At 72.5% G+C, this 25,754-nt stretch carries 29 protein-coding genes and 1 pseudogene; 14 read left to right on the top strand and 16 right to left on the bottom strand.

What is annotated here, in order from left to right; translation table 11 throughout:
* Positions 1–8: 8 nt before the first annotated feature.
* The 3 genes from CRP55_RS32565 to CRP55_RS32555 form a co-directional block, all read right to left on the bottom strand.
* Entirely contained in the window at positions 9–515 is a 507-nt protein-coding gene (locus tag CRP55_RS32565) for a winged helix-turn-helix domain-containing protein (RefSeq protein ID WP_097325151.1), read from the bottom strand.
* Positions 516–585: 70 nt separating this feature from the next.
* Positions 586–1,005 (bottom strand): cupin domain-containing protein, encoded by a 420-nt coding sequence (locus tag CRP55_RS32560; RefSeq protein ID WP_179855420.1) that lies wholly within the window; start codon positions 1,003–1,005, stop codon positions 586–588.
* On the bottom strand, positions 1,002–3,239 hold the full coding sequence (locus CRP55_RS32555) for a molybdopterin-dependent oxidoreductase (protein WP_097325149.1): 2,238 nt from the start codon (positions 3,237–3,239) through the stop codon (positions 1,002–1,004). Before CRP55_RS32555 ends, CRP55_RS32560 begins: the two co-directional genes overlap by 4 nt.
* Positions 3,240–3,399: 160 nt before the next feature.
* Between CRP55_RS32555 and CRP55_RS32550 the strand changes: the two genes are divergently transcribed.
* Both CRP55_RS32550 and CRP55_RS32545 read left to right on the top strand, forming a co-directional pair.
* Positions 3,400–3,909, top strand: coding sequence for a flavin reductase family protein (locus CRP55_RS32550; protein ID WP_097325147.1), 510 nt, complete (start codon positions 3,400–3,402; stop codon positions 3,907–3,909).
* A 194-nt stretch (positions 3,910–4,103) separates the two neighbouring features.
* The gene (locus tag CRP55_RS32545) at positions 4,104–4,670 is read left to right on the top strand and encodes an NADPH-dependent FMN reductase (protein WP_097325146.1); all 567 of its coding nucleotides are present in this window, start codon (positions 4,104–4,106) and stop codon (positions 4,668–4,670) included.
* Positions 4,671–4,858: 188 nt separating this feature from the next.
* Here the strand turns inward: CRP55_RS32545 and CRP55_RS32540 are convergent, their stop codons facing one another.
* Positions 4,859–6,505 carry a S8 family serine peptidase gene (locus CRP55_RS32540; RefSeq protein WP_097325144.1) on the bottom strand — a complete coding sequence of 549 codons (1,647 nt, stop codon included), beginning with the start codon at positions 6,503–6,505 and terminating at the stop codon, positions 4,859–4,861.
* 221 nt (positions 6,506–6,726) lie between these two features.
* Here CRP55_RS32540 and CRP55_RS32535 point away from each other — a divergent pair, with 221 nt between their 5' ends.
* On the top strand, positions 6,727–6,849 hold the full coding sequence (locus CRP55_RS32535; RefSeq protein ID WP_097325142.1) for a ribosomal protein bL36: 123 nt from the start codon (positions 6,727–6,729) through the stop codon (positions 6,847–6,849).
* Between the two features lie 71 nt (positions 6,850–6,920).
* Here the strand turns inward: CRP55_RS32535 and CRP55_RS32530 are convergent, their stop codons facing one another.
* The 3 genes from CRP55_RS32530 to CRP55_RS32520 all read right to left on the bottom strand — a co-directional run bounded on the left by CRP55_RS32530 (position 6,921) and on the right by CRP55_RS32520 (position 9,714).
* Positions 6,921–7,547 carry a response regulator transcription factor gene (locus CRP55_RS32530; RefSeq protein WP_097325140.1) on the bottom strand — a complete coding sequence of 209 codons (627 nt, stop codon included), beginning with the start codon at positions 7,545–7,547 and terminating at the stop codon, positions 6,921–6,923.
* Positions 7,544–8,692 (bottom strand): sensor histidine kinase, encoded by a 1,149-nt coding sequence (locus CRP55_RS32525; protein WP_101536225.1) that lies wholly within the window; start codon positions 8,690–8,692, stop codon positions 7,544–7,546. Before CRP55_RS32525 ends, CRP55_RS32530 begins: the two co-directional genes overlap by 4 nt.
* A gap of 62 nt (positions 8,693–8,754) precedes the next feature.
* Complete coding sequence (locus CRP55_RS32520) at positions 8,755–9,714, bottom strand: hypothetical protein (RefSeq protein ID WP_097325139.1); 960 nt, start codon at positions 9,712–9,714, stop codon at positions 8,755–8,757.
* A 98-nt stretch (positions 9,715–9,812) separates the two neighbouring features.
* Between CRP55_RS32520 and CRP55_RS32515 the strand changes: the two genes are divergently transcribed.
* A complete protein-coding gene (locus tag CRP55_RS32515; RefSeq protein WP_097325137.1) occupies positions 9,813–11,162 on the top strand; it encodes a hypothetical protein in 1,350 nt (449 codons plus the stop codon).
* Here CRP55_RS32515 and CRP55_RS32510 read toward each other — a convergent pair.
* A complete protein-coding gene (locus CRP55_RS32510) occupies positions 11,143–12,258 on the bottom strand; it encodes an XdhC family protein (protein ID WP_097325135.1) in 1,116 nt (371 codons plus the stop codon). The genes CRP55_RS32515 and CRP55_RS32510 overlap by 20 nt on opposite strands.
* Positions 12,251–12,811, bottom strand: coding sequence for a nucleotidyltransferase family protein (locus tag CRP55_RS32505; RefSeq protein ID WP_097325134.1), 561 nt, complete (start codon positions 12,809–12,811; stop codon positions 12,251–12,253). The genes CRP55_RS32510 and CRP55_RS32505 overlap by 8 nt, the downstream gene beginning before the upstream one ends.
* Positions 12,812–12,943: 132 nt before the next feature.
* Here CRP55_RS32505 and CRP55_RS32500 point away from each other — a divergent pair, with 132 nt between their 5' ends.
* Together CRP55_RS32500 and CRP55_RS32495 are read left to right on the top strand one after the other, a co-directional pair.
* Positions 12,944–14,014, top strand: coding sequence for an RNA ligase RtcB family protein (locus CRP55_RS32500; protein ID WP_179855419.1), 1,071 nt, complete (start codon positions 12,944–12,946; stop codon positions 14,012–14,014).
* Positions 14,011–14,322, top strand: a pseudogene (locus tag CRP55_RS32495) (peptide chain release factor H); the annotation flags it as partial. The gene CRP55_RS32500 and the pseudogene CRP55_RS32495, both read left to right, overlap by 4 nt.
* A 39-nt stretch (positions 14,323–14,361) precedes the next feature.
* On the opposite strand, the gene CRP55_RS32490 reads toward CRP55_RS32495, so the two are convergent.
* Complete coding sequence (locus CRP55_RS32490) at positions 14,362–14,976, bottom strand: NAD(P)-dependent oxidoreductase (RefSeq protein ID WP_097325131.1); 615 nt, start codon at positions 14,974–14,976, stop codon at positions 14,362–14,364.
* Complete coding sequence (locus CRP55_RS32485) at positions 14,973–16,076, bottom strand: MFS transporter (RefSeq protein WP_179855418.1); 1,104 nt, start codon at positions 16,074–16,076, stop codon at positions 14,973–14,975. The genes CRP55_RS32490 and CRP55_RS32485 overlap by 4 nt, the downstream gene beginning before the upstream one ends.
* Before the next feature lie 61 nt (positions 16,077–16,137).
* On the opposite strand from CRP55_RS32485, the gene CRP55_RS32480 reads away from it, so the two are divergent.
* Positions 16,138–16,842 carry a TetR/AcrR family transcriptional regulator C-terminal domain-containing protein gene (locus tag CRP55_RS32480; protein ID WP_218854755.1) on the top strand — a complete coding sequence of 235 codons (705 nt, stop codon included), beginning with the start codon at positions 16,138–16,140 and terminating at the stop codon, positions 16,840–16,842.
* Here the strand turns inward: CRP55_RS32480 and CRP55_RS32475 are convergent.
* Positions 16,822–17,706, bottom strand: a complete 885-nt coding sequence (locus tag CRP55_RS32475) for a GlxA family transcriptional regulator (RefSeq protein WP_097325127.1) — start codon at positions 17,704–17,706, stop codon at positions 16,822–16,824. The two genes, CRP55_RS32480 and CRP55_RS32475, sit on opposite strands and share 21 nt — an antisense overlap.
* A 7-nt stretch (positions 17,707–17,713) precedes the next feature.
* Positions 17,714–18,298: a cysteine hydrolase family protein gene (locus tag CRP55_RS32470; RefSeq protein ID WP_097325126.1), complete on the bottom strand. Its 585-nt coding sequence runs from the start codon at positions 18,296–18,298 to the stop codon at positions 17,714–17,716.
* 116 nt (positions 18,299–18,414) lie between these two features.
* Between CRP55_RS32470 and CRP55_RS32465 the strand changes: the two genes are divergently transcribed.
* The 4 genes from CRP55_RS32465 (at position 18,415) to CRP55_RS32450 (ending at position 21,000) form a co-directional block, all read left to right on the top strand.
* Positions 18,415–19,254: a S66 peptidase family protein gene (locus CRP55_RS32465; protein WP_179855417.1), complete on the top strand. Its 840-nt coding sequence runs from the start codon at positions 18,415–18,417 to the stop codon at positions 19,252–19,254.
* A gap of 62 nt (positions 19,255–19,316) precedes the next feature.
* Positions 19,317–19,661: a YciI family protein gene (locus CRP55_RS32460; RefSeq protein ID WP_097325121.1), complete on the top strand. Its 345-nt coding sequence runs from the start codon at positions 19,317–19,319 to the stop codon at positions 19,659–19,661.
* A complete protein-coding gene (locus CRP55_RS32455) occupies positions 19,658–20,722 on the top strand; it encodes an RNA polymerase sigma factor (protein WP_097325119.1) in 1,065 nt (354 codons plus the stop codon). The genes CRP55_RS32460 and CRP55_RS32455 overlap by 4 nt, the downstream gene beginning before the upstream one ends.
* 47 nt (positions 20,723–20,769) lie before the next feature.
* Positions 20,770–21,000 carry a hypothetical protein gene (locus CRP55_RS32450; RefSeq protein ID WP_097325117.1) on the top strand — a complete coding sequence of 77 codons (231 nt, stop codon included), beginning with the start codon at positions 20,770–20,772 and terminating at the stop codon, positions 20,998–21,000.
* 9 nt (positions 21,001–21,009) lie between these two features.
* On the opposite strand, the gene CRP55_RS32445 is transcribed toward CRP55_RS32450, so the two are convergent.
* Entirely contained in the window at positions 21,010–22,203 is a 1,194-nt protein-coding gene (locus CRP55_RS32445) for an FAD-dependent monooxygenase (RefSeq protein WP_097325115.1), read from the bottom strand.
* A 117-nt stretch (positions 22,204–22,320) separates the two neighbouring features.
* On the opposite strand from CRP55_RS32445, the gene CRP55_RS32440 reads away from it, so the two are divergent.
* On the top strand, positions 22,321–23,202 hold the full coding sequence (locus tag CRP55_RS32440) for a TetR/AcrR family transcriptional regulator C-terminal domain-containing protein (protein WP_097325114.1): 882 nt from the start codon (positions 22,321–22,323) through the stop codon (positions 23,200–23,202).
* Here CRP55_RS32440 and CRP55_RS32435 read toward each other — a convergent pair.
* A complete protein-coding gene (locus CRP55_RS32435) occupies positions 23,174–24,022 on the bottom strand; it encodes a helix-turn-helix transcriptional regulator (RefSeq protein WP_245923526.1) in 849 nt (282 codons plus the stop codon). The two genes, CRP55_RS32440 and CRP55_RS32435, sit on opposite strands and share 29 nt — an antisense overlap.
* Before the next feature lie 87 nt (positions 24,023–24,109).
* On the opposite strand from CRP55_RS32435, the gene CRP55_RS55785 reads away from it, so the two are divergent.
* Both CRP55_RS55785 and CRP55_RS32430 read left to right on the top strand, forming a co-directional pair.
* Complete coding sequence (locus tag CRP55_RS55785; protein WP_281260824.1) at positions 24,110–24,286, top strand: SDR family NAD(P)-dependent oxidoreductase; 177 nt, start codon at positions 24,110–24,112, stop codon at positions 24,284–24,286.
* 17 nt (positions 24,287–24,303) lie between these two features.
* Positions 24,304–24,840 (top strand): SDR family NAD(P)-dependent oxidoreductase, encoded by a 537-nt coding sequence (locus CRP55_RS32430; protein ID WP_281260823.1) that lies wholly within the window; start codon positions 24,304–24,306, stop codon positions 24,838–24,840.
* On the opposite strand, the gene CRP55_RS32425 is transcribed toward CRP55_RS32430, so the two are convergent.
* A complete protein-coding gene (locus tag CRP55_RS32425; RefSeq protein WP_097325110.1) occupies positions 24,837–25,727 on the bottom strand; it encodes an NADP-dependent oxidoreductase in 891 nt (296 codons plus the stop codon). The two genes, CRP55_RS32430 and CRP55_RS32425, sit on opposite strands and share 4 nt — an antisense overlap.
* Between the last annotated feature and the right edge of the window lie 27 nt (positions 25,728–25,754).

The raw sequence follows: 25,754 nt of genomic DNA, 5'->3' as shown, positions 1-25,754 counted from the left end.
AACCCCGATCAGGAAGACACGACGACGGCAGCGTCGTCGGCCAGACGGTAGCCGAGCCCGTAGACCGTGGTGACGACCTCGGGGTCGGACAGCTTGGTGCGCAGGCGGCTGACGTGCACGTCGACCGTCCGGTTGGTGGTGTGCGTGTGCCCCCACACCTGGGCCAGCAGCTGGCTGCGGCTGAACACCTGCCGCGGGTGCTGGGCCAGGAAGAGCAGCAGGTCGTACTCGAGGCGGCTCAGGTCGAGGGGCTGCCCGTCGCGGGTGGCGGTGCGGGCCTTCGGGTCGAGCCGCAGGGCGGTCCCGCCGGACGGCTCGACGGCCACCTCGACGGCCGTGCCGGCCGCGTGGACCAGGTCGCGCAGCGCGGCCAGCACCCGGTCGCGGCCGGCGCCCTCGCCCCCGGCGATGCTGATGGTCACCGTGACCGGCGGCTCGGCGATGTCGGGCACCGGTCGCAGGCGGGTGATGCGGGAGCGTGGCACGGGCGGATGGGCGACGGCGAGCGCGGACATGTGGGTCCTCCTCGGGGGGTGCGGGCCGGGTAGGCCGCTGGAATAATACATTTCCTATCTGTTCGATAGGCTAAAACACGCGCAACGAGGGCAGATTCACAACGATGGCCTCCTGCGTCGTGCGGGCGATCACGACGACCGCCTCGTGGGACGGGTCGGGGTTCTCCTCGCGGTGCGGCACCCAGGGCGGGACGAACACGTAGTCACCCGGCTTCGTCTCCAGCCTTTTCTCGGCGCCGGTCTCCTCGTCGAAGAAGACGAAGACCGGGTTGCCCTTCACCACGTAGATCGCCGTCTCCGACTCACCGTGGTGATGGTTGTCACTCGCGGTGGCGGCCGCGACGTGGGTCTCACCCATCCACAGCGCCGAGCTGCCCACGGTCTTGCCGCTGATCGCCTCGACCCGCCGCATGCCGGCGGTCTGCGCGGTGTCGCCGGACAGCCCGCTCGGCACGACGTGGTGCAGCCTCTGATGGAACTGGTCGCTCACGAGTCCTCCAGCGGTGGGTCGTAGGCCCGGACCGGCGGCAGCGGCCCGCCGAACCGGGTGATCAGGACCGAGGTCACCTGGCCGGTGCAGCCCTGGGCCAGCCGGGAGGTCCCGGCGTCCTCGGTGAGCGCGTTCGGGTTGCCGTGCACGCAGGTCGCGACCTCGGGCGCGGACGGGTCGAACCAGGCGCCGGTCGACAGCTGGGCCACACCCGGCAGCACGTCGTCGCTGAGCGCCACGCCGGCCAGCACGCTGCCGCGCTCGTTCTGGATCCGCACGACGTCACCGTCGGCGATGCCCCGGTCCGCCGCGTCGCCCGGGTGCATCCGCACCGGCTCGCGACCCGACCTCTTCGCGGCCTGCGAGAACCCGCCCATGTCGAGCTGGGAGTGCAGGCGCGTGGCGGGCTGATTGCAGATCAAGACCATTTCCCCGTACGCCCGGGCGCGCGGCCCGGGCGCGAAGACCGGGTATCCCGGGCATTCGGGATAGCCGAACCCGGCCACCGTCGCCGAGTAGAGCTCGATCCGCCCGCTCGGAGTGTCCAGCGGCTTGCCCTCACGGAAGTCGGCGAACAGCACCGTGTCGTCGCGCCGCCCCGGCAGCTCCATCTCCCCCGCGGCCCAGAACTCGCCGAACGGCTTCTTCGGCTCGGCACGCCACCGGTCGTACAGATGACGCAGCCACTCCTGACTGGAACGCCCCTGGGTGAAGGCCTCGGCGTAGCCGAGCCGAGCCGCCAGATCGGCGAAGATGTCGTATTCGTCGCGGGCCGACCCGTACGGCTCCGCCGACGCCTTCATCGCGATCAGGTGGGTGTCGCCGTGGCTGACCCCGAAGTCGTCGCGCTCGAGCGTGGTGGTCACCGGCAGCACGATGTCGGCGTGCCGCGCGGTCGCCGTCCAGAACGGCTCCTGCACGATCACCGTCTCGGGCCGCTGGAACGCCCGCCGCAGCCGGGTCAGGTCCTGGTGGTGATGGAACGGGTTGCCGCCGGCCCAGTAGACGAGCTTGACGTCCGGATAGGTGTAGTGGCCGCCGTCATATTCGAACTCCTCACCCGGGCGCAGCAGCAGGTCGGAGATCTTGGCGACCGGGATGAAGTCGGTGACCGGGTTGGGCACCTGCGGGAAGCCGGGCAGGCCGTACGGGAGCTTGCCGCCCCCGGTGTTGCCGGTCGAGCCGTACCCGTGCCCGAAGCCCCCACCCGGCAGCCCGATCTGCCCGAGCACCGCGGCCAGGGCGAGCCCGGCCCAGATCGGCTGCTCGCCGGACGGCGCGCGCTGCAGCGACCAGCTCACGGTGATGAAGGTGCGCCCGGCCGTCATCCGCCTCGCGAGCCCGACGATCGCCTCCTCGGGCACGCCGCAGATCGCCGACGCCCAGGCCGGCGTCCGCTCCCGCACCGAGTCGAGGAACCGGTCGCCGCCGACCGTGAAGCGCTCGAGGAAGGCGAGGTCGGCCCGGCCGTCGGCGGCGATCTGGTGGGCCAGCGCGAACATCAGCGCCACGTCGGTGCCGGGCCGGATCGCGAGCCACTCGCCCCGGGCAGAGGGAAGGTCGTCGCGCAGCGGCGAGATCGAGACGATCCGCCCGCGCGCCGACGCCACGTGGCTCGCGAAATCATGTGTGGCGCGGCCGCCGGGCGTCACGGCCGTGGTGGCCGCCCGCAGGCCGCCGAAGGCGACGATCAGGTCGGCATGCCCGGCCACGACCGGCCAGTCGGTGCCCTGCGAGAGCACGCGGGCCGCGCCGCGCCGGCCGACGATGTGCGGCAGCACGACCTCGGAGGCGCCGAGGCTGTAGGTGTTGCGCGACCTCGTATATCCGCCGCCGAGCGCCAGGAACCGGTGCAGCTGGGACTGGGCATGGTGGAAACGGCCGGCGCTCCCCCATCCGTACGACCCCGCGAAGATCGCGTTGTCGCCGTGCCGCTCCCGCGTGCCCTGGAGGGCCTCGGCGACCAGGTCGAGAGCAAGGTCCCAGGAGACTTGCTCGTACGAGTCGTAGCCGCGCCCGGCCGAGCGGCGGCGCACCGCGGGGTGCGCCACCCGGGACCGGTGACGCTGGGCACCCTGGATGTTGCCGAGCAGGGGCGACGGATCGGGGTCACCGGGGCGAGGCGTGACCGAGCCGTCCGGGGCGACCCGGAAGGCGCCCCAATGCGAGCTGTTCGTCGTCGACACGCCACCACGATGCCACTGCCGTACGACAGGAATCGTGGGAGCGGGCATGGACCAACTTTGCGGGCCGCAATACCGCCATGTCAACCATACCCCCTAGGTTTACTAGGATATGGGAAGAGCATTGACATCCATGGGAGCCGGGACGCACGGTGGGGTCATGCGCGTCCCCTATCTCAAACTGTGGACGCGACGTTCTTAGGAGACTCCCGTGACCGTCAGTACGCTCGTGGACGCCGATCTCTTCCGGGCCCTGCTGCGCCGCCACGCCGCTGCCGTCGTGGTCATCACCGCTCCCGGCGCACCCGGTCAGGCCCCCGCCGGATTCACCGCCACCTCGTTCACCTCCGTCTCCCTCGACCCGCCGCTGGTCTCGTTCTGCCTCGCGCACACCGCCTCGGCCTGGCCCACGGTCGCCGCCTCGGGCGTGGTCGCCGTGCACGTGCTGACCCAGGAGCAGGAGCACGTGGCCCGCACCTTCTCGACCAAGAACATCGACCGCTTCGCCACGCACGGCTCCTGGGAGCCCGGCCCGGACGGGGTGCCGCTGCTCGACGGCGTGCTGGCCCGCATCGTCTGCCGCGTCGAGCAGCGCGTCGAGGCCGGCGACCACACGATCGTGCTGGCCACCCCCGAGCACGGCTGGCACCACGAGGACCACACCGCGGCCCCCCTCGTCTACCACGACGGCCGCTACACCCAGCTCGGCCGCGCAGCCTGAGTAGCGTCACGCCCGCAACGCCCGACGCCCGCAACGCCCGCAACGCCCGCAACGCCCGGCAGCCCGCCGCGCCACGCCGCCACCCACGCGGGGAGAGCCATCGCGGCCCGCCGCCCGCTTCCGCCACCCACGCGGGGAGAGCCATCGCGGCCCGCCGCCCGCTTTCGTCAACCACCACTCACACCAGGAGAGTCATGAGTCGCATCGTCGTCGTGTCCGGTAACCCGCGCGCGGGCTCCCGCACCTCAGTGCTCGCGAACGCGGTGGGCGCCGCCCTCGCCGGACGGGTCGCGGCCGGCGAGGAGCCGGCCGTGATCGAGGTCGGAGCGCTCGGCGCGGGCCTGCTGACGCCCGGGGACGAGGCGACCGCCGCCGCCCTCGAGGCTGTCAAGGCGGCCGAGGTGCTGGTCATCGCCACCCCGACCTACAAGGGCAGCTACACCGGCGTCCTCAAGGTGCTGCTGGACAACCTGCCCGCGCAGGCCCTGGCCGGCAAGCGGGCCGTCCCGGTCGTCACCGCCGGCGTCGCCCCGCAGGCCGCGGCGGCCGAGGCGCTGCTGCGCCAGCTGCTCACCGAGCTCGGCGCGGACGTCGCGGCCGGCCTGCCGGTGGTCGAGTCCGACCTGCCGGAGACGGCCGCGATCGCCGAGAAGTACGCGGCCGGCTTCGGCGCCGGCCCCGCCGCCGACTCTGCCGCCAGCTCTGCCGCCAGCTCTGCCGCCGACTCTGCCGCCAGCTCTGCCGCCAGCTCTGCCGCGTGAAAGATTTTCAGTTTTCTCCCAGCTCTGTCCTAGCTTCCTGAGAGCCAAAGTCCGTAACCTCGTTATCGGTTCGGCCGAAGGCATCCGCCCCGCCCACGCCGGACCGGCACCACACCGCACCTGGTCTCCCGTCCCGCTCGTCGATGCCGTGCCCCCGGTCGTCGAGCGGGACGGGCCGGCCTGAGCCGTCAGGCGACCTCGATCGTGCAGGTGCGGATCACCTTGTTGCCCCAGCCGTCCGCGAAGGCCGCCGTGAAGGTTCCGGCGCCCGCGGCCGTCGGCACACCCTCGATGACACCGTTCGCGAGCAGCGTCAGCCCCTCGGGCAGCGCGCCCGCGGTGACCGACCACGATCCGGCGCGGCCGTCGGCGACGCTCAGCGCGGCCTCGAAGCCGGCGCCCACGACACCCTGGGGCATCACGACCGGGTTGATGACCGGCACGGTGTTGCGGATCGTCACGGCCAGGGTGCGCGTGACGGCGTACGGGACGAAATCGGTGAATTTGACCGTGACCTTCGCCGTGCCCGGACCCGTCGGCGTGCCGGTGATCACGCCGGCGGCGGAGAGCTTGAGGCCCACCGGCAGGCGACCGGCCGTGATGCTCCAGGAGCCCTTGCGGGTGGCGGACAGCGTGATCTTGGCGGCACGGTTGGCGGCGACGACGATCGCGGTCGACTTGATGGCCGGCCGGGCCGGCGGCTTCGGCACGAAGAGCAGGCGGTTGGGCGAGCCGTGAGCGTCCTTGACCCTGCTCTTGGTCGAGTACGTGACCAGGTAGTTGCGGACCTGGGCCGGGCTCATCCCGGGGTTGGCGTCGAGCGCCAGGGCGGCCGCGCCCGCGACGTGCGGCGAGGCCATCGAGGTGCCGTCCATGACCGCGGACGCGGAGTTGCTCCACGCGTACGCCGAGCGGATGCCCACGCCGGGCGCGAACAGGTCGAGCGAGGCGCCGAAGTTGGAGAAGCCCGCCCGGCGGTCCTTGCTGTCAGTGGCGCCCACGGTGATCGCGGCCGGCAGCCCGGCCGGGCTCGTGTTCGTCGCGTCGGCGTCCTCGTTGCCGGCGGCGACGACGTACGTCACGCCTGAGTTGATGGACTTCTGGATGCTGGACTCGAGCGCCGGGCTGAACGCGCCGCCCATGCTCATGTTGGCCACGGCCGGCTTCACGGCGTGGTCCGTGACCCAGTTGACGCCGGCGATGACCTGCGACAGCGAACCCTCGCCCTCGCAGTCGAGCACCCGGACGGCGACCAGGCGCACCCTCTTGGCCACGCCGAAGTGGGTGCCGCCGATGGTGCCGGCCACGTGGGTGCCGTGCCCGTTGCAGTCGGCGGCGAAGGCGTCGCCGTCGACCGCGTCGTAGCCGTAGGTGGCCCGGCCGCCCGCGAACTCGGCGTGGGTGATCCGGATGCCGGTGTCGATGACGTACGCGTGCACGGCGCTGCCGTCGTCGGTCGGCGTGAACGACTTGGAGAGCTTGGCCGGCCGCTGGTCGATGCGGTCGAGTCCCCAGCCCGGGTTGCGCTGCGTGCCCTCGAGGTGCAGCAGGCGGTCCTGCTCGATGGAGCGGACCTCGGGGTCGGCCGCGAGCCGGCGGGCCTGCCGCGCGCTCATCTCGGCCACGAAGACGCCGTCGCTGCCGGCGGCCATCGCCGCGACGTCGCCCTTGGGGGCGTTCTCGTCGAGCGTGACGATGTAGCGGCCGGGGATGGCGCCGGGCGCGCCGGCACCGATGACCGGGCCTTCGGGAGCGGAGGCCAGGGCGGGGACGGCCGTGCCGGAGACGGCGACGACGGCGGCGGTGACCAGGGTCCCGAAGGTTCGCTTGCGCATGCCCGCCGAATCGGCCGGGCCGCCGCGCCACTTGATGGGCCGCGGATGATCACTCCAAGACCGCAACCCATGCTTGCGTACGACCGTCGGCACCGCCACCGCCGCCGCCAGCGGACCGACCGGTCCGAATTCTTGCCGGGACGGAAATAGGCGGCCCACCAGCAGCGTTACTCTCATCGCGTCAGGCGAACCGCAAGCCGGCGCGGAAAGAGGGAGCTCCCATGAAGGTCCGCAACTCGCTGCGTTCGCTCAAGAACAAGCCGGGCAGCGTCGTCACCCGTCGCCGCGGCCGTCAGGTGGTCATCAACAAGAAGAACCCCCGCTGGAACGGCCGCCAGGGCTGACCTTGCAGTGATCGTATAGCTTGACAGCGCCGCCGAAGATCCGCCGCCACGGATCTTCGGCGTCGCTGTCTCTAGGCCTGGTGCGCGGTCAGGGCCAGCCGTACGCGGTTGGGACTGTTCGTCTTGGTCATGAGCGCCGTGATGTGGGTCTTCACGGTGGTCACGCCGATGTGCAGCCGCTCGGCGATCTCCGCGTTGGACAGGCCCTCACCGACCAGCCGCAGCACGTCCCGCTCCCGCCCGGTCAGCCCCTCGACCGGCCGGCGCCGCTCGGCGCTCGCCCCGACCGCCCGGCGCACCAGGCGCTGCAGAACGTCTTGGCTGAACGGGCTGTCCCCGGCCGCCACCCGCCTGATCCCGTCCAGCAACTCGGCCGGCGGCGCGTCCTTGAGCAGAAAGCCGGCCGCCCCCGCGGTCAGCGCCGGATAGAGATGGTCGTCATCGCCGAAGGTGGTCAGCACCAGCACCCGCGTGGCCGGCCGCCCGGCCAGGATCCGGCTGGTGGCGCTGATCCCGTCCACACCAGGCATCCGCAGGTCCATCACCACGACATCGGGCGCGAGCCGCTCGGCCAGCGTGATCGCCTCCCGCCCGTCCCCCGCCTCCCCCACGACGTCGAGATCACCCTCGGCCTCACACAACATCCGAAGCCCGGCCCGAATGAGCTGCTGGTCATCCACCAGAAGCACCCGGATCACGCGGTCGCCTCCGCGTGGGCGGGCAGCACGGCCGACACCCGCCAGCCGGGGCCGGACGGGCCGGCGGTCAGCTCGCCGCCGAGGACGGCGACGCGCTCGCGCATGCCGGTCAGGCCGTGGCCGCCGCCGGGCGGGACGGAAGCCGGCGGGGTGCCGCCCTCGTCGGTGACTTCCCAGGACACGGTTTCCTCCTCGACGGTCACCCGCAGGCGGGCCACGGCGGCCGGGCCGGCGTGTTTGGCCACATTGGTCAATGCCTCCTGGGTCAGGCGGAGAACGGCCATGGCCCGTACGGCATCCAGGCCCCCTACTGCCTCGTCGATGTCGGCCTCCACGGTCAGCCCGGTCAGGCGCGCGCGGTCGACGGCCGCACCGAGCGCGGCCGGCAGCGAGCCCGGCTCGATCGCGGTGAAGGCGGCGTCACCCCGTACGGCGGAAGGGTCTCTCAGAACCGCGACCAGACGACGGAGATCGGCCAGCGCGGTCGTGCCCGTGCCGTGGACGTCGTCGAGGACCGCGGAGATCCGAGGGTCGAGGCCGGGCACGACATGACGGGCGACGCCGGCCCGCAACACCATCGAGGCGACGTGGTGCGCCACGACGTCGTGCAGCTCGCGGGCAATGGCGCTGCGCTCGTCGGCCCGGTCGGCCCGCGCCTCCGACTCGCGGCGGCGCACCTCCTCGACCTCCCGGCGGCGCTGCTGCTCGCCCAGCTCGTGGCTGGTGCGCACGACCAGCCCGAGCAGGAGCGGCAGCCCGACCGGCAGCAGCAACTCGACGAGGCGCCCGGCCCCCAGCGTGAGATGAATCGCGAGCAGCAGCACCGTGCCGCACCAGTAGAAGACCGGGCGCGCCGCCCACGCCACCAGCTCGGCCAGCATCCAGCTCGACCCGACCACGTTGATCGTCGGGTCGTCGAGGAGCAGCAGAGCCAGAACGAGCAGCCCGGTCTGCACGAGAAAGCTGACCAGCGGCCACCGGATCAGGGCGAGGATCGCGACGAAGGCGCAGAGCGCGAGGATGAGCTGCGGCAGGGACGGCTTGGCGGGCTCGCTGAAATAGAGGTAGCCGAGCCCGCTGAGATCGAGCAGCACAAGCCGAAGCCACATGTCGCGGCGATCGAAGAGACGCTCCACCCAGCCCATACCCGCCAGCCTAGGCCGCCCGGTTATCCACAATCCGAGGTTGTCCACAGGGCTCGTGGCGGCTAACCGCGATCTCCGGCAGAATTTCTCGCGGGGGCTCCCCCTGGGAGGGCGGGCCCATGTTTCGGGGCGCTTTTCACGATGAGCGTGACGGCGATCAGCGTGGTGGCTGCGACGGCGCCGGCGGCGGTCAGGGTGGCGAAGTCGGGCTCCAGCAAGGGCTGGCCGCGCAGCGCCTGCCAAGTGACGATCACGACCACGGCGGCGTAGGCGAAGGCGGCCGTCAGCAGCAAGCGGGTCTGCGTGGGCGTCGCGAGGCGGGAGCGGGTGAGCAGGAAAGCCAGCAGCGGCAACGCCTGGAGGCCGTGCATGCCGATGAAGTGGCCGATGCGCAGGTCGCCGCCGGTGGTGCTCCAGCCGGTCAGGGGCAGCCCGGGGCCGCCGTCGGGGACGCCTACGGCGTGGGCGCCGCTGATGCCCGCCAGGCCGGTGTCCATGGGCATCACCATGGGTACGGCGGCCAGGAAGCCCAGCAGGGCCAGGGCCAGGCCGAGGCGGATGCCGTAGGCGGCGACCCGGTCGGGCAGGCGCTGTCGCAGGGCCACCGTGGCGACGACCAGGTGGGCCACGAACAGGACCATGATGGACGAGCCCATGATCGACCAGAGGAGGCTGTCGAAGGGTGTCGTGTCGTTGTAGTGGCTGCGGTGGCCCCGGGCGGCCTGGAAGGTGATGATCGCGACCTCGATCACCGAGACGGCGACGATCACGGTGGACGCCCACTCGGCCGGGCGGCTGCGGCGCGGGAGCACCGACAGGATCCAGGCCAGCGTGAAGCCGTACACCGCGAAGCTGACGGCGAACTTGAACGGCTTGAGCCAGACGTTCGCGCCGAGCAGGGTTCGGTCGTCGACGGCGAGGCCGGCGGCGGTGACGAGGGCCAGCACGGCCATCGCGGCGGTGAGGGTTAGCAGCGGCCGGTGCCAGCGCCGCGGGCCGGCGCGGAGCGCGGTGGTTGTCATGCTTCGCAGCGTCGCGTCGTTCGGCCGGCGTCTCTTCCTGCCGCGGGCCCGGATGGTGGCCACGGGTCGGAGGCGGCCTCCTACCGGGGTAGGAGAGGATGTCGCCCGTGATCACGTTTCCCGCCGACGCGGCCGGCCGTCCCAGCAGCTCGGCCTTCGGGCGTTCGGTGGTCGCGGACGCCCTGCGCGCCGTCTCCCCGGAAGCCGCGGATGCGGCGGCCGCCGAGTCGGATTGGCGGCGCGGCTATCTGCGGCATTTCGTGCAGTTGATCAAGGCGGGGATGGAGTACGACGGCTACACCATCGCCTCGGCGGGGCTGGCCTCCGTCCACGAGCGGATGCCGGTGCCGATCGACGAGCCGGGACAGCCGCTGGAGACGGTGACGGTCGAGGGCAGCGAGAAGCCGTCCCGCGAGGTCAGCCTCCCTTACCGGGGCGAAACGCTGAAAGGTGCCGGCCTGGATCGCCAGCTCGACAAGTGGGTCGCGGCGGGCGTCATCGAGGAGTCGTGCGCCACGGCGGTGCGGGCCGTGCGGGACAACCCGGACTGGCTCGACCTCAGCGACCAGCAGCTGGTCGTGCTGGGCGCGGGCGCCGAGATGGGGCCGCTCCCGGCGGTGCTCGACTGGGGCGCCACCGTCATCGGGGTCGACCTGCCCCGCGTCGAGGAGCGGATCTCGGCGCTGGCCGCCCGGTCGGCCGGGCGGCTCGTCATGCCGCGGGGCGTCGACCTGCTGGAGGACGTCGGCGGGCTCGCGCACTGGCTGGCCGACCGGCCGCGGGGGCGCCTGACGCTGGGCAACTACGTCTATGCGCCCGGCGCCGCGTACACCAGACTCTCTGTGGCTGTGGACGCGCTCGCGGCGTACCTCAAGAAGGTCCGAAACGATGTTGCTCTGGCCTTCCTCGCCACGCCGACGGATGTCTTCGCGGTGCCGCCGGCGGCCGTCGCCCAGTCGGCCGAACGCTTCCGCGAGCGGTCACGACTGGCCCGGGTGACCGGCGCGCTCTCCGGTGGGCGGCTGCTGCAGCCGAATTACCCGGGCGGCGCCGACCCGGGCATCAACGACAGCCTGGTTCCGCAGCAGGGACCCAACTACGCGCTGGCCAAGCGGATCCAGCGCTGGCGGGCCACCCTGGCCCGGCGGGACGGCGCGGTCAGCTTCTCGGTGGCGCCTCCGGCCCGGACGAAATCGGTCGTCTCCAACCGCGTCCTGGCCGCGGCCTACGCCGGGGCGCACCGCTTCGATGTCGAGGTCTTCGAACCGGAGACCGCGAACCGGCTGATGGCCGTGCTGATGGTGCACCAGCTGCGCAATCCGCGCCCGGCCGCGGAACAGGCGTGGCGCGACGAGGCGATCGAGGCGGCGCACGGCGGCCTGTGGCGCACCGCCTATCACCCGCGGACGGCGCTGGGGCTGGCCGCGGTCAGGGGTTTTCTGGGCTGAGACCGTGAATGCGGCCGGCGGTCGTGGTCAGGCGGGCGCCCGAACCGCCCCAGCGCAGGGCGACGATCTCGGCCGCGATGCTGACCGCTGTCTCCTCCGGCGTGCGCGCGCCCAGGTCGAGCCCGACCGGTGACGCCAGGCGGGCCACCTCGTCGCCGGTCAGGCCGGTCTCCTCGAGGCGTTTGAGCCGGTCGTCGTGGGTGCGCCGGGAGCCCATCGCGCCCACGTACGCCACCGGCAGCCGCAGCGCGACCTCCAGCACCGGCACGTCGAACTTGGGGTCGTGGGTCAGGACACACAGGACGGTGCGCTCGTCGATGCGCCCGGCCGAAGCCTCGGCGGCCAGGTAGCGGTGGGGCCAGTCGACGACCACCTCGTCGGCCGACGGGAAGCGCCTCTTGGTGGCGAAGACGGGACGGGCGTCGCAGACCGTCACGTGGTAGCCGAGGAACGACCCGATGCGGGCGGTCGCCGCCGCGTGGTCGGTGGCGCCGAAGACCAGCATCCGGGCCGGCGGCGCGAACGAGCCGACCAGCACCGACAGGCCCTCGCCGCGGCGCTCGCCGCTGGGGCCGTAATGCAGCATCCCGGTGCGGCCGGCGGCCAGCAGCCCGCGCCCGTCGTCGGTGGCGGCGTCGTCGATCCGCTCGCCGCCGAGCGTACCGGTCCTGCCTTCCGGAGTGATCAGCAGATGTCGGGCCTCAGTGCCGTCCAGGCGCGTGAGCAGGGCGACAGGACTGTTCAGAGCGACTTTTTCCACTAAAGACGGCAGCCAGGACGACGAGCGGTCGACCCGCTCGATGAGCAGCTCGATGGTGCCGCCGCAGGTCAGGCCGACCTCGAACGCGTCGTCGTCGCTCACCCCGTACCGGACCGTGCGGGCCTCGCCGGTCTCGGCCACCTCGCGGCAGATCTCGTAGACCGCGCCCTCCACACAGCCGCCGGACACGCTGCCGGCGACCGTGCCGTCCGGGGCGACGGCCATGGCCGCGCCCGGCTGGCGGGGTGCGCTCGACCAGGTGGCGGTCACGGTGGCCAGGCCGACCGGCTCGCCCGCCTCCCACCAGCGGAGCAGGGGGTCCAACACGTCACGCATGGGTATCCAACTCCGGAACGTCGAGGTCGAGATCATCGGACACGTCACCCACGGCGACCACCCGGACGAGCCCGGCATGCGCGCGCAGATAGTTCCGCGCTCCGGAGTCTCCTTCGGCCGTCGCGGCCACACCGGCCCAGTGGTTCCGGCCGAGCAGCACCGGATGTCCACGCCGTTCTCCATACCCACCCATCACGAGCGCATCCGCGCTCGCCGAAGCGCTGACCCGGCGGACCGCTTCGGCCGACACGCCCGGCATGTCGACGAGCAGCACCACGGCCGCCTCGGCCCCGGTCGCCTCGAGCGCGCGCAGGCCGGCCTTCAACGAGGACGCCATCCCCGTCGCCCAGTCGGGGTTGATCACAACATCCCCGGGTAGCTCGGGCACCTGGTCGTGCGCGGCGCCCAGCACGACGACGATCGGCGACGATCCCGCCTCGCGCAGGGTGTCGACCGCCCGCTCCACCAGCAACCGGCCGGCGTGTCGAACGAGCGCCTTGGGCATGCCGTACCGCCGTCCCGCACCCGCCGCGAGCACCAACCCGGCCGTCATCCCTGAAGCCTAATAAATCAGTTGGCAGATGGCCCGTTCCCAGCGACAGTAATCGCCATGACGTACTGACAAAGCATCGACGCCTTCCTCTTCACCTCTTCACCTCTTCTCTCTTTCGAAAGAGCGTCTGTTTTGTCAGCGACCGTTTCTGTCTTCGCGTCTCCGTCCAGCTGGATCGAGTCCGCCGCCGTCGACCAGTGCCACCAGGTGGCCGCCCTCGACGGCATGCTCCACGTGGCCGGCATGCCCGATCTGCACCCCGGCAAGGGCGCACCGATCGGCGCCGCCATGCTCTCCACGGTTCTCTACCCGTTCCTGGTCGGGTCCGACATCGGCTGCGGCATCGCCGTCTTCCCGATCCGGCTCAAGCGCCCCGTGCCCGAGAAGCTGGCCCGCAAGTTCCCCGACCTCGACGTCTCTTTGAAGACAGAGGACCCCGCTTGGTCGTACGTCGAACCGAGCATCCCGGCCGGCCACACCGAGCACCTCGGCACGGTCGGCCGCGGCAACCACTTCGTCGAACTGGCCCGCGTCGACACCGTGCCCCTGCCCCGTCCGGGCCTGGAGCGCGGCGACCTGGTGCTCATCGTCCACAGTGGCTCCCGTGGCCTCGGCGAGCGGATCCTGCGCGCTCACACCGAGGTGCGCGGCGCCGGGCCGGCCGAGGATCCGGCGGCCTACCTGGCGGCCCACGACGACGCCGTACGGTGGGGCTCGCTCAACCGGCGCCTGATGGCGGCGCGGGTCGCGCTCGCCCTGGGCGCCACCCCGGAGGAGCCGATCGTCGACGAGTGCCACAACTCGGTCGAGGTGCGCGACGGCGTCTATCTGCATCGCAAGGGCGCGGCCCGCGGCGACGGACGGGACGTGCTGGTGGCCGGCACCCGCGGCACACCGTCATATCTGGTGGCGGCCCACGCCGGGCCGGAGGCCAACTACTCGGTGGCGCACGGCGCGGGGCGCAAGATGTCCCGCTCCGACGCCCTGCGCCGAGGCAAGGCCAAGCACACAGTCGAGGAGCTGCGCCGCACGCGGGTCGGCTCGATCGTGGTCTGCGGCGACCGTCAGCTGCTGTTCGAGGAGGCACCGACCGCGTACAAGCGCATCGAACAGGTCATCGGCGACCTGACCGCCCACGACCTGGCCACCCCGGCGGCCGTGACCGTCCCGCTGGTCACCTACAAGACGGCGGCCCGCTCATGACCGTGCATCTGATGCTGTCGGCCGGGCGGGGGCCGCTCGAGTGCTCGTGGGCCGTCGCCCAGCTGCTGCTTCGGCTGGAGGCCGACGCGAAGCGCAACGGTGTGCGGTGCGAGCGCCTCCCGACAGTGCCCGGAGACCGCCCGGGAACGCTGAGGTCGGCGGTGGTGAGGCTGACCGGCGATGCCGGCTTCGCCGCCTCCTGGACCGGGACGCTGTGCTGGCAGGCGACCAGCCCGTACCGGTCGACCGGCCGCAAGAACTGGTACGTGATCGCCCAGCCGTGCGAGCCCGGCCCGCCGGCAGATCCACGACGACCTGGTCCGGGGTGACCCGGTCCGCACGGAACGTCATTCGGCGAGGCTCGGTGCGGCCCGGAAGTAGCGGCGTGCTTCCAGCTCCTCGACGATGAAGCGGGCCAGGTCGCCGCGAGTGATCTTCCAGCCGCCGGGCGGGGTGGTGCCGTCGGTGACGCGGTAGGTGCCGGTGGGCTCGCGGTCCCGCAGATAGGTGGGGCGCACGAACGTCCAGTCCAGGTCGGCGGCCCGGATTATGTCCTCCATCCGCTTCATGTCGGCGTAGAGGTCCTGCCCCAACGGCCGGACCAGGCCCCGGTACCACCACGCGAAGTTCGGGTCGTCATGCCGTACGCCGACTGAGGTGATGCTTAGGTAGCGGCCCACGCCGGTCTCCCGCATCGCGGCCACCGTGGCCCGGGCCCCGTCGGAGTAGAGGCCCAGGGCCTTGCGCCCGGCCGGCCCGACCGCGCTGACCACCGCGTCCTGCCCGTCGATGACCGGGCGCAGGCTGTCCGGGTCGCGAACGTCGGCCCGGACGGCCCGGACCCCGGCGGGGAAGTCCCGCGGTGTCCGGGCGGCCGCGGTGACCTGGTGCCCGGCGCGCAGGGCCTCGTCGACGATCAGGCGGCCGGTGCGCCCGGCCGCGCCCAGTACGACAACGTTCATGACAGTTCCTTCTCGGGTAGCAGGAGCACCAGGGCGGCGCAGAGCAGGCAGGACGCGGCGACGGCGAGCGCCGTGGCGACCAGCCCGGAGGCGAAGTAGAGAGTGCCCAGCACGGCCACGCCGAGGGCGGTCGCGATCTGCTGGGCGGCGTTGAGGGCGCCGGAGGCGCTGCCGACCTCGCCGGGTGCGGCGACGGCCAGGATCCGCTGGATGAGCGGGCCGAACAGCAACCCGAGACCGAGCCCGGCGCCCAGACCGGCCGCGGCCAAGGCCGGGAACGGGGCGCCGGTCGCGACGACGACGGCCAGCGCGACGACGCCGAGCAGTTCGACGCCGAGTCCCAGGTGCAGCAGCCGGCGGCCGAGCCGGTGGGACAGGGCGGGCGCGAGCAGCGAGCTGACCGCGATGCCGGCGGCCACCGGGGCCAGCGCGAGCCCGGCCTTCAGCGGCGCGTAGTGCAGGCTCAGCTGAAGGTGCAGGGACAGGCCGAGCATCAGGCCGCCGAGCCCGGCGAAGAAGACCACCGCGACGGCCAGCCCGGCCACGAAGGATCGCTTGCGCAGCAGGGCCGGAGCCACGATGGGCGAGAAGACGCCGGCCCCGGCGAGGGCCACCAGCCCGGCCGCGAGCGTGGCGAACGACCACCACGGCCAGCCCGCCTCCCGGCCCTGGATCAGGGGCAGAACCACCGCCGCCGAGCCGGCCGCGACCAGCGCCGCCCCGATCGGGTCGAGCCGGGCCGACCGGTCGCCGGTGTCGGCCGGCATCCAGGCCAGCGCACCGAGCACGGCGAAGACGCCCAACGGCACGTTGATCAGAAAGATGAGCCGCCAGTCGAGGTCGTGCACGTTCCAGGCGATCAGCAGGCCGGCCAGGATCGGGCCGCCGATCCCGGCCAGGCCGCCGACCGGGCCGAAGAGCGAGAACGCCCGCCCTCGCTCCCGTGCCTCGGTGAAGACGGCGCTCAGGATGCCGAAGCCCTGCGGGATCATCAGCGCGCCGAGGGCGCCCTGAGCGACCCGCGCCGCCACGAGCATCGACGGCGACATCGCGGCCGCGCAGGCCACCGAGGCCAGGGTGAAACCGATCGCCCCGATCACGAACAATGTTCGTTACGAACAATGATCGTAACGAACAGCGTTCGTCAAGTAGGCTGTGGCCGTGAGCACTACACGGGACAACCCGCGCACCCGTCCCGCCAAGGCGCCCCTGAGCCGGGCCGCCGTCGTCACAGCGGCGCTGGCGCTCGTCGACGAGATCGGCTTCGCCGCCGTGACCATGCGCCGCGTCGCGCAGGCTCTGGATACGGGCCCGGCCTCGCTGTATGTCTATGTGTCCGACCGCGACGAGCTGATGGCGCAGGTGTACGACCTGGCCCTGGCCGAGGTCGAGCTGCCCGGCCCGGCCGACGGCGACTGGCGGGCGCGGCTGGAGTCACTGGTCGGCCGGGCCGTCGGCGTGCTCGCCGGGCATGATGACCTCGCGATGGTCGCCCTCACCGGCGTACAGACGGGAACTAATGCTCTTCGTCTCACCGAGGAGATGTTGCGGCTGCTGCGCGAGGGCGGCATCGACGACGCGCACTGTGCGTGGGCGGCCGACCTGCTCGATCAGCACGTCATCTCGTCGGCCCTGGAACGGGCGGGCTGGCTGCGCGACCAGCGCCGTCAGGAGGCCACCGAGCAGGCCATGATCCTGAAGGCCGAGAGGGAGCTGGACTCGGTCATCGAGGCTCTGCCACCGGCCGAGTTCCCGACCCTGCACGCGCTGCGGGGCTCGCTGACCACCACCGGCGACAGCGACGCCCGGGCCGAGTGGAAGCTGCGGGTCATCATCGACGGGCTGCTAGGCGGCGCGGGCGCGTAACCGGCGCAGCATGCGGGCGTCGCCGAAGCCCACGGCACGGGCCGCGGCCTCGACCGTGGTGCCGTGGCCGATCAGATATTCGGCCCGCTCGACCCGCAACTGCTGCTGGTAGCGCAGCGGGGTCTGGCCGGTCGCGGCCTCGAAGAGGCGGGTCAGGGTCCGCTCGCTCACGCCGGCGGCGGCGGCCAGGGCGGTCAATGGCAGGGGCGAGGTGAACGACGCGTCGATGCGGTCCTGCACGCGGTGCACGATGTCGCTGAGGTGGCCGCGGTGGCGCAGCATGGCCGACGCCTGCTGCTCGTCGCCGTTGCGCCGGGCGTAGACGACCATCTCGCGGGCCACCCGGGCCGCCACGGCCGGGCCGTGCCGCTGGGCGACCAGGTGCAGGGCCAGGTCGATGCCGCTGGCGATGCCGGCCGAGGTGACCACGCGGCCGTCGCTGACGTAGAGCACGTCGCGGATCACCGTGGCCCGCGGATGCCGGCGGGCCAGCGTCTCCTGCAGGTCGTGGTGGGTGGTGCAGCGGCGGCCGTCGAGCAGGCCGGCCAGGCCCAGCGCGGACGCCCCCGAGCAGACGCTGGCGACCGTGCCGCCGGCCTCGTGGTGGGCGGCCACGCGGGCCAGCAGGGCGGGGTCCGGCGGGTCGAAGCCGTCGCGCCAGCCGGGCACCAGCACCAGGTCGTCCGGGGCGAGGGCCGGCCACTCGACGGCGGCCTCGAGTGAGACGCCCTGCCAGGTCGGAACCGACGCCGAAGAGGCCACGTAGTGCAACGAATAGCCCGGCGCCGTCTTGAAGACCTGCGCCGGGCCCGCGAGATCGAGAAGATGCAACTGCGGCGTCAGTACGAAGACGACGCGCTGCACGATCCGGTCACTCCCCCAGATATTCGGCGACCGTACGGACGGTGGCGAACCGCCCGGCGAGCGCGTACTCGGTGCGGGCGACGACGTCCGCCGCCGCCAGCGTACGCGGGTCGGCCAGCAGCTCCTCGACGCTCTGATCGGCCGGGGCCGTCCAGTGCGGGATCGGGAAGGTGCCGGTGGCGTCGGTGAGATAGGTGACCTCGTATCCGAAGTCGGACGCCACCCGGGCCGTCGTCTCCACGCACTGCTCGGTGCGCAGCCCGGTCACGGTCACCGAGGTCACACCGGCCGCGGTCAGCAACTGCTGGAGGTTGGTCGTGGTGAAGGCGTTGTGCGACGTCTTGGTCACGACAGCCTCGTCCTTGGCCGGCTCCAGCTCCTCCACCACCCGCACGTGCCCGTTCTCCGGATCGAAGAGCCCGCCGCTGCCCGGCTCGGCGTGCAGCACCCACACGACCTTGTCGCCGGCCGCCCGGGCCGCCTCGACCAGCCGCCGCACATTGCCGATCAGGGCCGGATTGTTCAGCGTCGCCCACAGCGGCCGCTGCCGGAACGATTCCTGCACGTCGATAACCAGAAGCGCGTTTGTCATACCCCGATGATTCGCCCGCGCCCTACCCGGCCGTAAGGCACGTTCACGCCCGACCCCGGAATGATCCGGTCACTCGGCCCAGCCCGCCGGGTTACGCCGGGCGCGATAATGCCCTCGTGGCGCTTGCATACAACGAGGTCGATGTGGTCCGGCCGCCGCGGCTGCGGGCCGGGGACGAGGTGCGCCTCGTCGCGCCCGGAGGGCCGGCGGTCCGGGAGGACGCCGAGGCGGCGCGGGAACGGCTGGAGGGCCTGGGCCTGCGGGTGACAGTGGGTGCGTACACGTTCCAGGGGAGCGAGACGCAGCGGGCCGAGGATTGCAACCGGGCACTGCGCGACCCCGGGGTGCGGGCGCTCGTGGCCGCGCGCGGCGGGCGGCAGGAGCACCGGATCGTGGCGCGCCTCGACTTCAACACCGCGGCCGCCTATCCGAAGCTGCTCATCGCGGGCGGGGACGGCGCCATCGTGCACCTCGCGCTGTGGGAGCGGGCCGGGCTGGCCGGGCTGCGCGGCGATCCGGCGGGCGCGTTCAGCGTCGAGCCGGTCACCCTCGTGTCCGATCCGAAGGCGCCGACCGGGGAGCTGACCACCGGCGGGCGGGCGCGGGGTGTGCTCCTGGGCGGCGACCAGGACCAGGTGGCGGCGGCCGCCGGGTGGATGCTGCCGAGCATGAGCGGCGCGATCCTGCTGCTCGAGGGCGACGGGCTGCGGGCCGGGCACATCGACCGGCAGCTGACCATGCTGCGCAACGCGGGGCGGCTCGACGGGCTGCGCGGCGTGGCCGTCGGCCGGTACACCGACTGTGGGCCGGGAGTGCTGGACGTCCTTCACGATCGGTGCGGTGCTCTGGGCGTACCCCTGATCGGTGGTCTGAGTCTTGAAGATCTGCCCCTGGGGACCATGGCTGAGCTGGACGCGGACGCCGGAACCCTGACCGTGGACGCGGCGGTCTCGTGAAGATGTCGATTTCGCGGGAACCCCGTTCGTCGGGGCGGTGAGGACAAGCGAAAGGATCCGACATGGCGAAGTACACGCTGCTCATCTACGGCGACCCGGCGCAGTGGGACGCGATGACCCCTGAGCAGTGGAAGGAGCACGACGGAGCCCATGAGAGGTTCCGGGCCGCGGCCGGCCGCCGGGTCGTCGGCGGGGAGCAACTGGAGAACGGGGGCTCGGCGACCACGCTGCGCGCGCCGGGCGTGACCACCGACGGGCCGTACGCGGAGACCAAGGAGATTCTCGGCGGCTTCTACCTGCTCGAGGCGGCCGACCTGGACGAGGCCCTCGCCCTGGCCGCGCTGCTGCCCGAGGTGCGCGACGCGCACAGCGCGGTGGAGATCCGCCCGGTGGTCGAGCACGGATGACCGACATCGGTGCCGCCCTCGCCGAGGCGCACCGCCGCGACTGGGCCCAGGTCCTGGCCACCACCGTGCGGGTGACCCGGGACCTGGACCTGGCCGAGGAGTGCACTCAGGAGGCGTACGCCCAAGCCCTGATCACGTGGCGCTCCACCGGCATTCCGGAGAAGACGGGAGCCTGGCTGACCCGGGTCGCCCTCACCGCCCGCCTGGTCTGCGGGCTGTCGACGGCCGAGATCGCCCGCGCCTTCCTGGTGCCCGAGGCGACCATGGCGGCCCGTCTCACCCGGGCCAAGAAGAAGATCGCCACGGCCCGCATCCCGTACCGGGTCCCGGCCGACGACCAGCTGGCCGAGCGCCTGGGCCCGGTCCTCGACGTCATCCACCTGCTCTTCACGACCGGGCACACCGCGCCCGCCGGCCCGGCGCTGATCCGCCACGACCTGGTGACCGGCGCGATCGACCTCGCGCGCACGCTGCACCTGCTGATGCCCCGGACGGCGCCGGCCGGCGCCCTGCTGGCCCTGCTGCTGATCACGGACGCGCGGCGGGCGGCCCGGGTCGCCGCCGACGGCCGGCTGCTGCTGCTGGCCGAGCAGGACCGCACGCTCTGGAACCACCGCCAGATCGCCGAGGGGACGGCGCTGCTGACCGACGCCCTGCGCCGCCATCCGCCGACCCGGTACGCGGTCGAGGCGGCCATCGCCGCCGTGCACGCCGAGGCTCCGGCCTGGGAGGCGACCGACTGGACCGAGATCGCCGGCCTGTACGACGTCCTGCTCCGGCTCTGCCCGGGCTCACCGGTGATCGCGCTCAACCGGGCCGTCGCCGTCGGCTTCCGCGACGGCCCGGCCGCCGGCCTGGCCGCGACCGAGCCGCTGTTGTCCGAACCGTCCCTGGCGACATATCCGTATCTGAGCGCCACGCGGGCCGACTTCCTGCGCCGTCTGGGCCGCGAGGCCGAGGCGGCGGCCGCCTATCAGGAGGCGCTCGCTCTCACCGGCAACGAGATCGAAAGAGCTTTCTTGGAGGTACGCGTCTCAGGTGGCTGGCCGGAGGGCCGATAGTTGGGGTACAAATAGTTGGTGTGGCAACGAAGGAGGGTGTGACGGGCATGGCGCAGAACGCTGAAGGCCTCGGCCGGGTGAAGCAGTGGTTCCACGACACGTTCGACGACTGGTGGTTCCGCTCCCTCATCGGCCCCGCACAGACCCGCAACGCCGTCCAGGGCTGCGACGAGGGGGCGCGCGAGCAGTGGAAGCGCGACCTCGAGAACCGCAAGCGCTACACCCGCGAGCAGCGCGAGCGCAAGCGCCTCGAGCGCGAGGCCGCCCAGCGCTCCTGACGTCGGCTTTCACGGTTTGAGGGCTCGGCCCGGGGCGAAGGCGTAGTCCTTCAGGGTGATGGCGTCGGCCTTGCCGAACTGTTTGGCCAGCAGTTGGCGCATGGGCCAGCGGGACATCGAGCGCATCGAGGCGGCCCGGGCCCGGATCATGAGGCGGCTCCTCGGGGCGAAGCCGTTGAGACCACCGGGCGGCAACTGCATGCCGGACGCCACGTAGGACGCCATTTCCGTCTGGTACGACGCGAAGGCGGTGGCCGGGTCCCCGTGCGCGGCGAGCTCTCCGGCCAGCACGTAGGCGCCGACGATGCTCATGCTGGTGCCCATGCCGGCCAGCGGGGAGCCGCAATATCCGGCGTCGCCGAGCAGGACGACGCGGCCGCGGGACCAGCGGCCGACGTGCACCTGGTCGACCGAGTCGAAGTAGAAGTCGCCGGCGGCGGGCATCGCGGCCAGCAGCGACGGCACCTTCCAGCCGGCGCCGGCGAGGTTGCGGGCGATGAGGTCCTGCTGCTCGTCGCGGCTCAGCCGGCCGTGGCGGGTCTTCGACAGGAAGTTCAGGGCGGCCATGGCCTGGCCCTCCCTCGTCGGGCGGACCATCGCGACCCGGCCGCCGGGGGCGTTGTACATGTGGGCCCAGTGGTCGAGGTCGTCCGGGGCCGGCACGGTGAACAGGGCGCCGTAGCTGCCGAGCGGGCGCACGAAGTCCGGCTCGGGGCCGAACGTCAGGGCGCGCACCCCGGAGTGGACGCCGTCGGCGCCGACCACCACGTCGTACTGGGCGCTGCTTCCGCTCCGGAACGTCGCCCGGCCGTCGAGGGTCAGCTCGGTGATCCAGTCGCCGAAGCGGTAGTCGGCCATGGTCGCCGTCGCCTCGACGAGGATGCGGGACAGGTCGCCGCGGGAGATCTCGATCTCGGCGACGATGCCTTCGCCGCCGAACATGTCGGCCGGCATCTCGGCCAGCCGGCGCCCGCGGTCGTCGACCAGGGCGATGCCGCGCTCGTCGACCCGGCTCGCCCGGATCGCCGGCATGAGGCCCATGTCCGAGACCACGCCGCGGGCGACGCCGCGGATGTCGACCGCCTGGCCGCCGGGGCGCGGGCCGGGCGCCTTCTCGACGATCGTGACGTCGGCGCCGGCCCGGTGCAGCCAGAACGCCAGGGCCGGGCCGGCGATGCCGGCGCCGGAGATGAGTACGCGCATGTCCCCGCTCCTTCTGCGTACGGTGTACGTTGGTGTACTAGTCAGAGCGTAGGAAGACGCCGACCGCGCGGGCAACGTGTACTAGTACGGCGGTGGGCCGACACCGGAGGTGTACTAGTGCATCCGTACCGGAGGATCGTCGAGGACGTGCGCCGCCGGATCGAGTCGGGCGAGCTGCGGCCGGGTGACCGGGTGCCGTCGGCGCGGGCCATCACCCAGGAGTGGGGCGTCGCGATCGCCACCGCGACCAGAGCACACGCGGCCCTGCGCGAGGAAGGCCTGACCGTGGCCCGGGCCGGCGTCGGCACGGTGGTCGCGGGCCCGGCGCCCCGCAAGGAGCACGAGCTCACCCGGGAACGGATCGTCGCCACCGCGGTCGAGGTCGCCGACCGGCTCGGGCTGGCCGAGCTGACCATGCGCCGGCTCGCGGCCGAGCTGGGGGCGGCCACCATGTCGCTCTACCGGTATGTGCCCAGCCGCGACGAGCTGATCGTCGCGATGATCGACAAGGCGCTGGGCGAGATCCGGCTGCCCCGGCGGCATCCGGGCGGCTGGCGGCCGGCGATCGAGCTCGCGGCCCGTCAGGAGTGGGCGGTCTTCCAGCGCCATCCCTGGCTCGGCTCGTCGATGTCGATCACCCGGCCGCAGATCGCGCCGAACGGGATCCGGCTCAGCGAGTGGGTGCTCGCCGCCTTCGACGACACCGAGCTCGACCTCGAGGAGCGCATGTACGCGCAGATCGTGCTCTTCACCTTCGTCCGGGGCGTGGCCAGCGCGCTCGAACCCGAGGCCGAGGCGATCCGCGAGACCGGCCTCACCAATGAGCAATGGCTCCAGACCCAGGAGTCCACCCTGACCGAGCTGATGGACACCAACGGGATGAGCCACTTCCAGCAGCTCACCGAGGACGGCTTCGACTTCGGCCTCGACCTGGTCTTCGAGTTCGGCCTGGCCCGCATGCTGGACGGGCTCAGCCTGTTCGTGCGGGCACGGGGCTGATCGCGGCCAGCCGCAGCCTCGTCTCGTTGTCGCTGCCCGGCGTCGCGGTCAGGATCACGATCTTCAGCTCGGCGTCGCCGTCGGTCAGGGTGTCGCAGTCGACCGTGATCGGCCCGGCCGACGGATGCTCGACCACCTTGCGGTCCTCCCGGTGGGCGCCGACCGCGCCGGCCGCCCACAGCTCGGCGAACCGCGCGTTGCCCTCGCGTAGCTCGCGCACCAGGGCGGCCAGCCGCCGATCGTGCGGGAACCGGCCGGTGGCTCGCCGCAGGTCGGAGACGATGGCCGCCTTCGTGCCCTCGGGATCCTCGGTCGTTACCGGCCATCGGGACAGGTGCGGGACGCCGTCGCCGACCGGGAAACTGTCGCGGGCGAAGTTGCGCAGCCCCGGCGGCGACGCCGACGGGTCGCCGAGCAGGCCGGCCCAGCCCCGGTTCCACCACAGCAGCTGCCAGTCGGCCGCGAAGACGGCGGCCGCCGCGTCGCCGAGCCGGGCCACTACCCGCTGCACGCCGGGCGGGATGTGGTCGGCGATCTGATCGTGCGCGGGCGGCGTGAGGTGGGCCAGCCGGAACAGGTGGTCGCGCTCGGCCGGGGTGAGCTGAAGGGCCCGGGCCAGCGCGGCCGTGACCTGGGCCGACGGCGTGGTGGCCCGGCTCTGCTCGAGCCGCACCACGTAGTCGACCGAGACGCCCGCGAGCTCGGCCAGCTCCTCCCGGCGCAACCCGGCGGCCCGGCGCCCGTGTCGGGCGGGCAGGCCGACGGCGGCCGGCGACAACCGTTCCCGCCAGCTCCGGATCGTCGTGCCGAGCGCTGTCATGACGACCATTGTTCCGCGCCCGGCGGCCGCGAAGGTGGTACTGGCTTTCTCTGGAAGCGCTCCCCGATCGGGCGTTCCATCGACGGCATGACGATCACCTTCATCACCGGGGCCAACAAGGGCCTCGGCTACGAGACCGCCCGCCGCCTCATCGCCCTCGGCCAAACCGTCGTCGTCGGCGCCCGCAACCCGGCGCTCGGCGCCGCGGCCGCCCAAGCCCTGGGCGCCCGGTTCCCCGTCCAACCACCCCACCGCCGCCCTTAACCGGACTAAAGGCTGATATGTACATCACCGACGACGCCTCGGTGGCCGCCGCGGCCAAGGACGTCGAACAGCACGAAGGCGTGGTCGACGTGCTCATCAACAACGCGGGCGTGCACGGGCCGCTCGGCGATCCCAGTGTGCTCACCGGCGCCGAGGTGCTCGACGTGCTGAACGTCAACGTGGCCGGCGTGGTCCGGGCCACCACCGCCTTCCTGCCGCTGCTGCGCCGCTCGGCCGACCCGGTCATCATCAACGTCAGCAGCGGCATGGGCTCCCTCGAGCTCACCAACGACCCCGCCCGGCCCGAGTCGCACGTCATCGCGCCCGCGTACACCTCGTCCAAGGCGGCCCTGACGATGCTGACCAACCAATACGCCAAAGGCCTTCCCGGCGTACGGGTCAACGCCGCCGATCCGGGCTACACGGCCACCGACTTCAACGGCCATTCCGGGCCACAGACGGTGACCGAGGGTACGGACGCGGTCGTCGCCCTGGCCACCGAAGGCCCCGGGCACGGCTCGGGCCGCTTCATCGACCGGCACGATCTCCTTTAGAGAAGCAGAACCACCTTCCCGCCGCTGTGCCGGGACTCGACCGCGGCGTGCGCCTCCGCGATATCGGCGAGCGCGAACGTGCGTACACCAATGCGAATTTGACCCCGGGCCGCCAGGCCGATCACCTCGGCCAGGCGCTTCGGGTCGCGGCCGGCCCGGACCACGCGGGCGCCCACCTCGGCCGCCGCCTTGTCGTCGGCGATGGTCCCGATGCGATCGAGCGGAATGCCCAGCTCAGCCGACTGGGCGAGCGCCTCCCCGCCGGCGGTGTCGAGGGCGACGGTCGGTTGCCGTCCGAGGGCGCGTACGGCGCCGACCAGGCCCGGCCCGTACGAAACGGGAATGGCTCCGATCTCGCGCAGGCGGTCGTGGTTGGCCGGGCTCGCGGTGCCGATGACGGTGGCGCCGGCCAGGCGGGCGAGCTGGGTGGCGATGGTGCCGACACTGCCCGAGGCGCCGTGCACGAGCAGCACGTCGTCGGCACCGACGCCCAGCTCCAGCAGGGAGCCGTAGGCCGTCTGCGAGGCCGCGACCAGGGCGGCCGCGGTGGCGAAGTCGAGGTCGGCCGGCTTGCGCACGACGTCGGCGGCGGGCACGACCACGTAGTCGGCGGCGCCGTTGAGCATCGTGGAACCGAGCACGGCGTCCCCCGCCGCGAAGCCCTCCCCCGCCTGATCGATCTCCCCGGCGTACTCCTGCCCGATGGTCTGCGGGAACTCGACCTTGGCCCAGGGCATCTGCCCGAGGCGGACCGCGACGTCGAACGGCTGCACCCCGGCCGCGCGCACACGCACCCGGACCTGCCCCGGGCCCGGCACCGGATCGGGCCGCTCGGCGATGCGGAGAACCGACGGCGGACCGAACTGATCAAAGACGGCTGCTCTCATGAGACGACTCTGCAAGCTGAAGGCACG

It is taken from the genome of Paractinoplanes atraurantiacus (assembly GCF_900215205.1).
In the GTDB taxonomy this organism is placed as follows: domain Bacteria; phylum Actinomycetota; class Actinomycetes; order Mycobacteriales; family Micromonosporaceae; genus Actinoplanes; species Actinoplanes atraurantiacus.
This window is presented reverse-complemented; position numbering and strand designations above follow the sequence as displayed.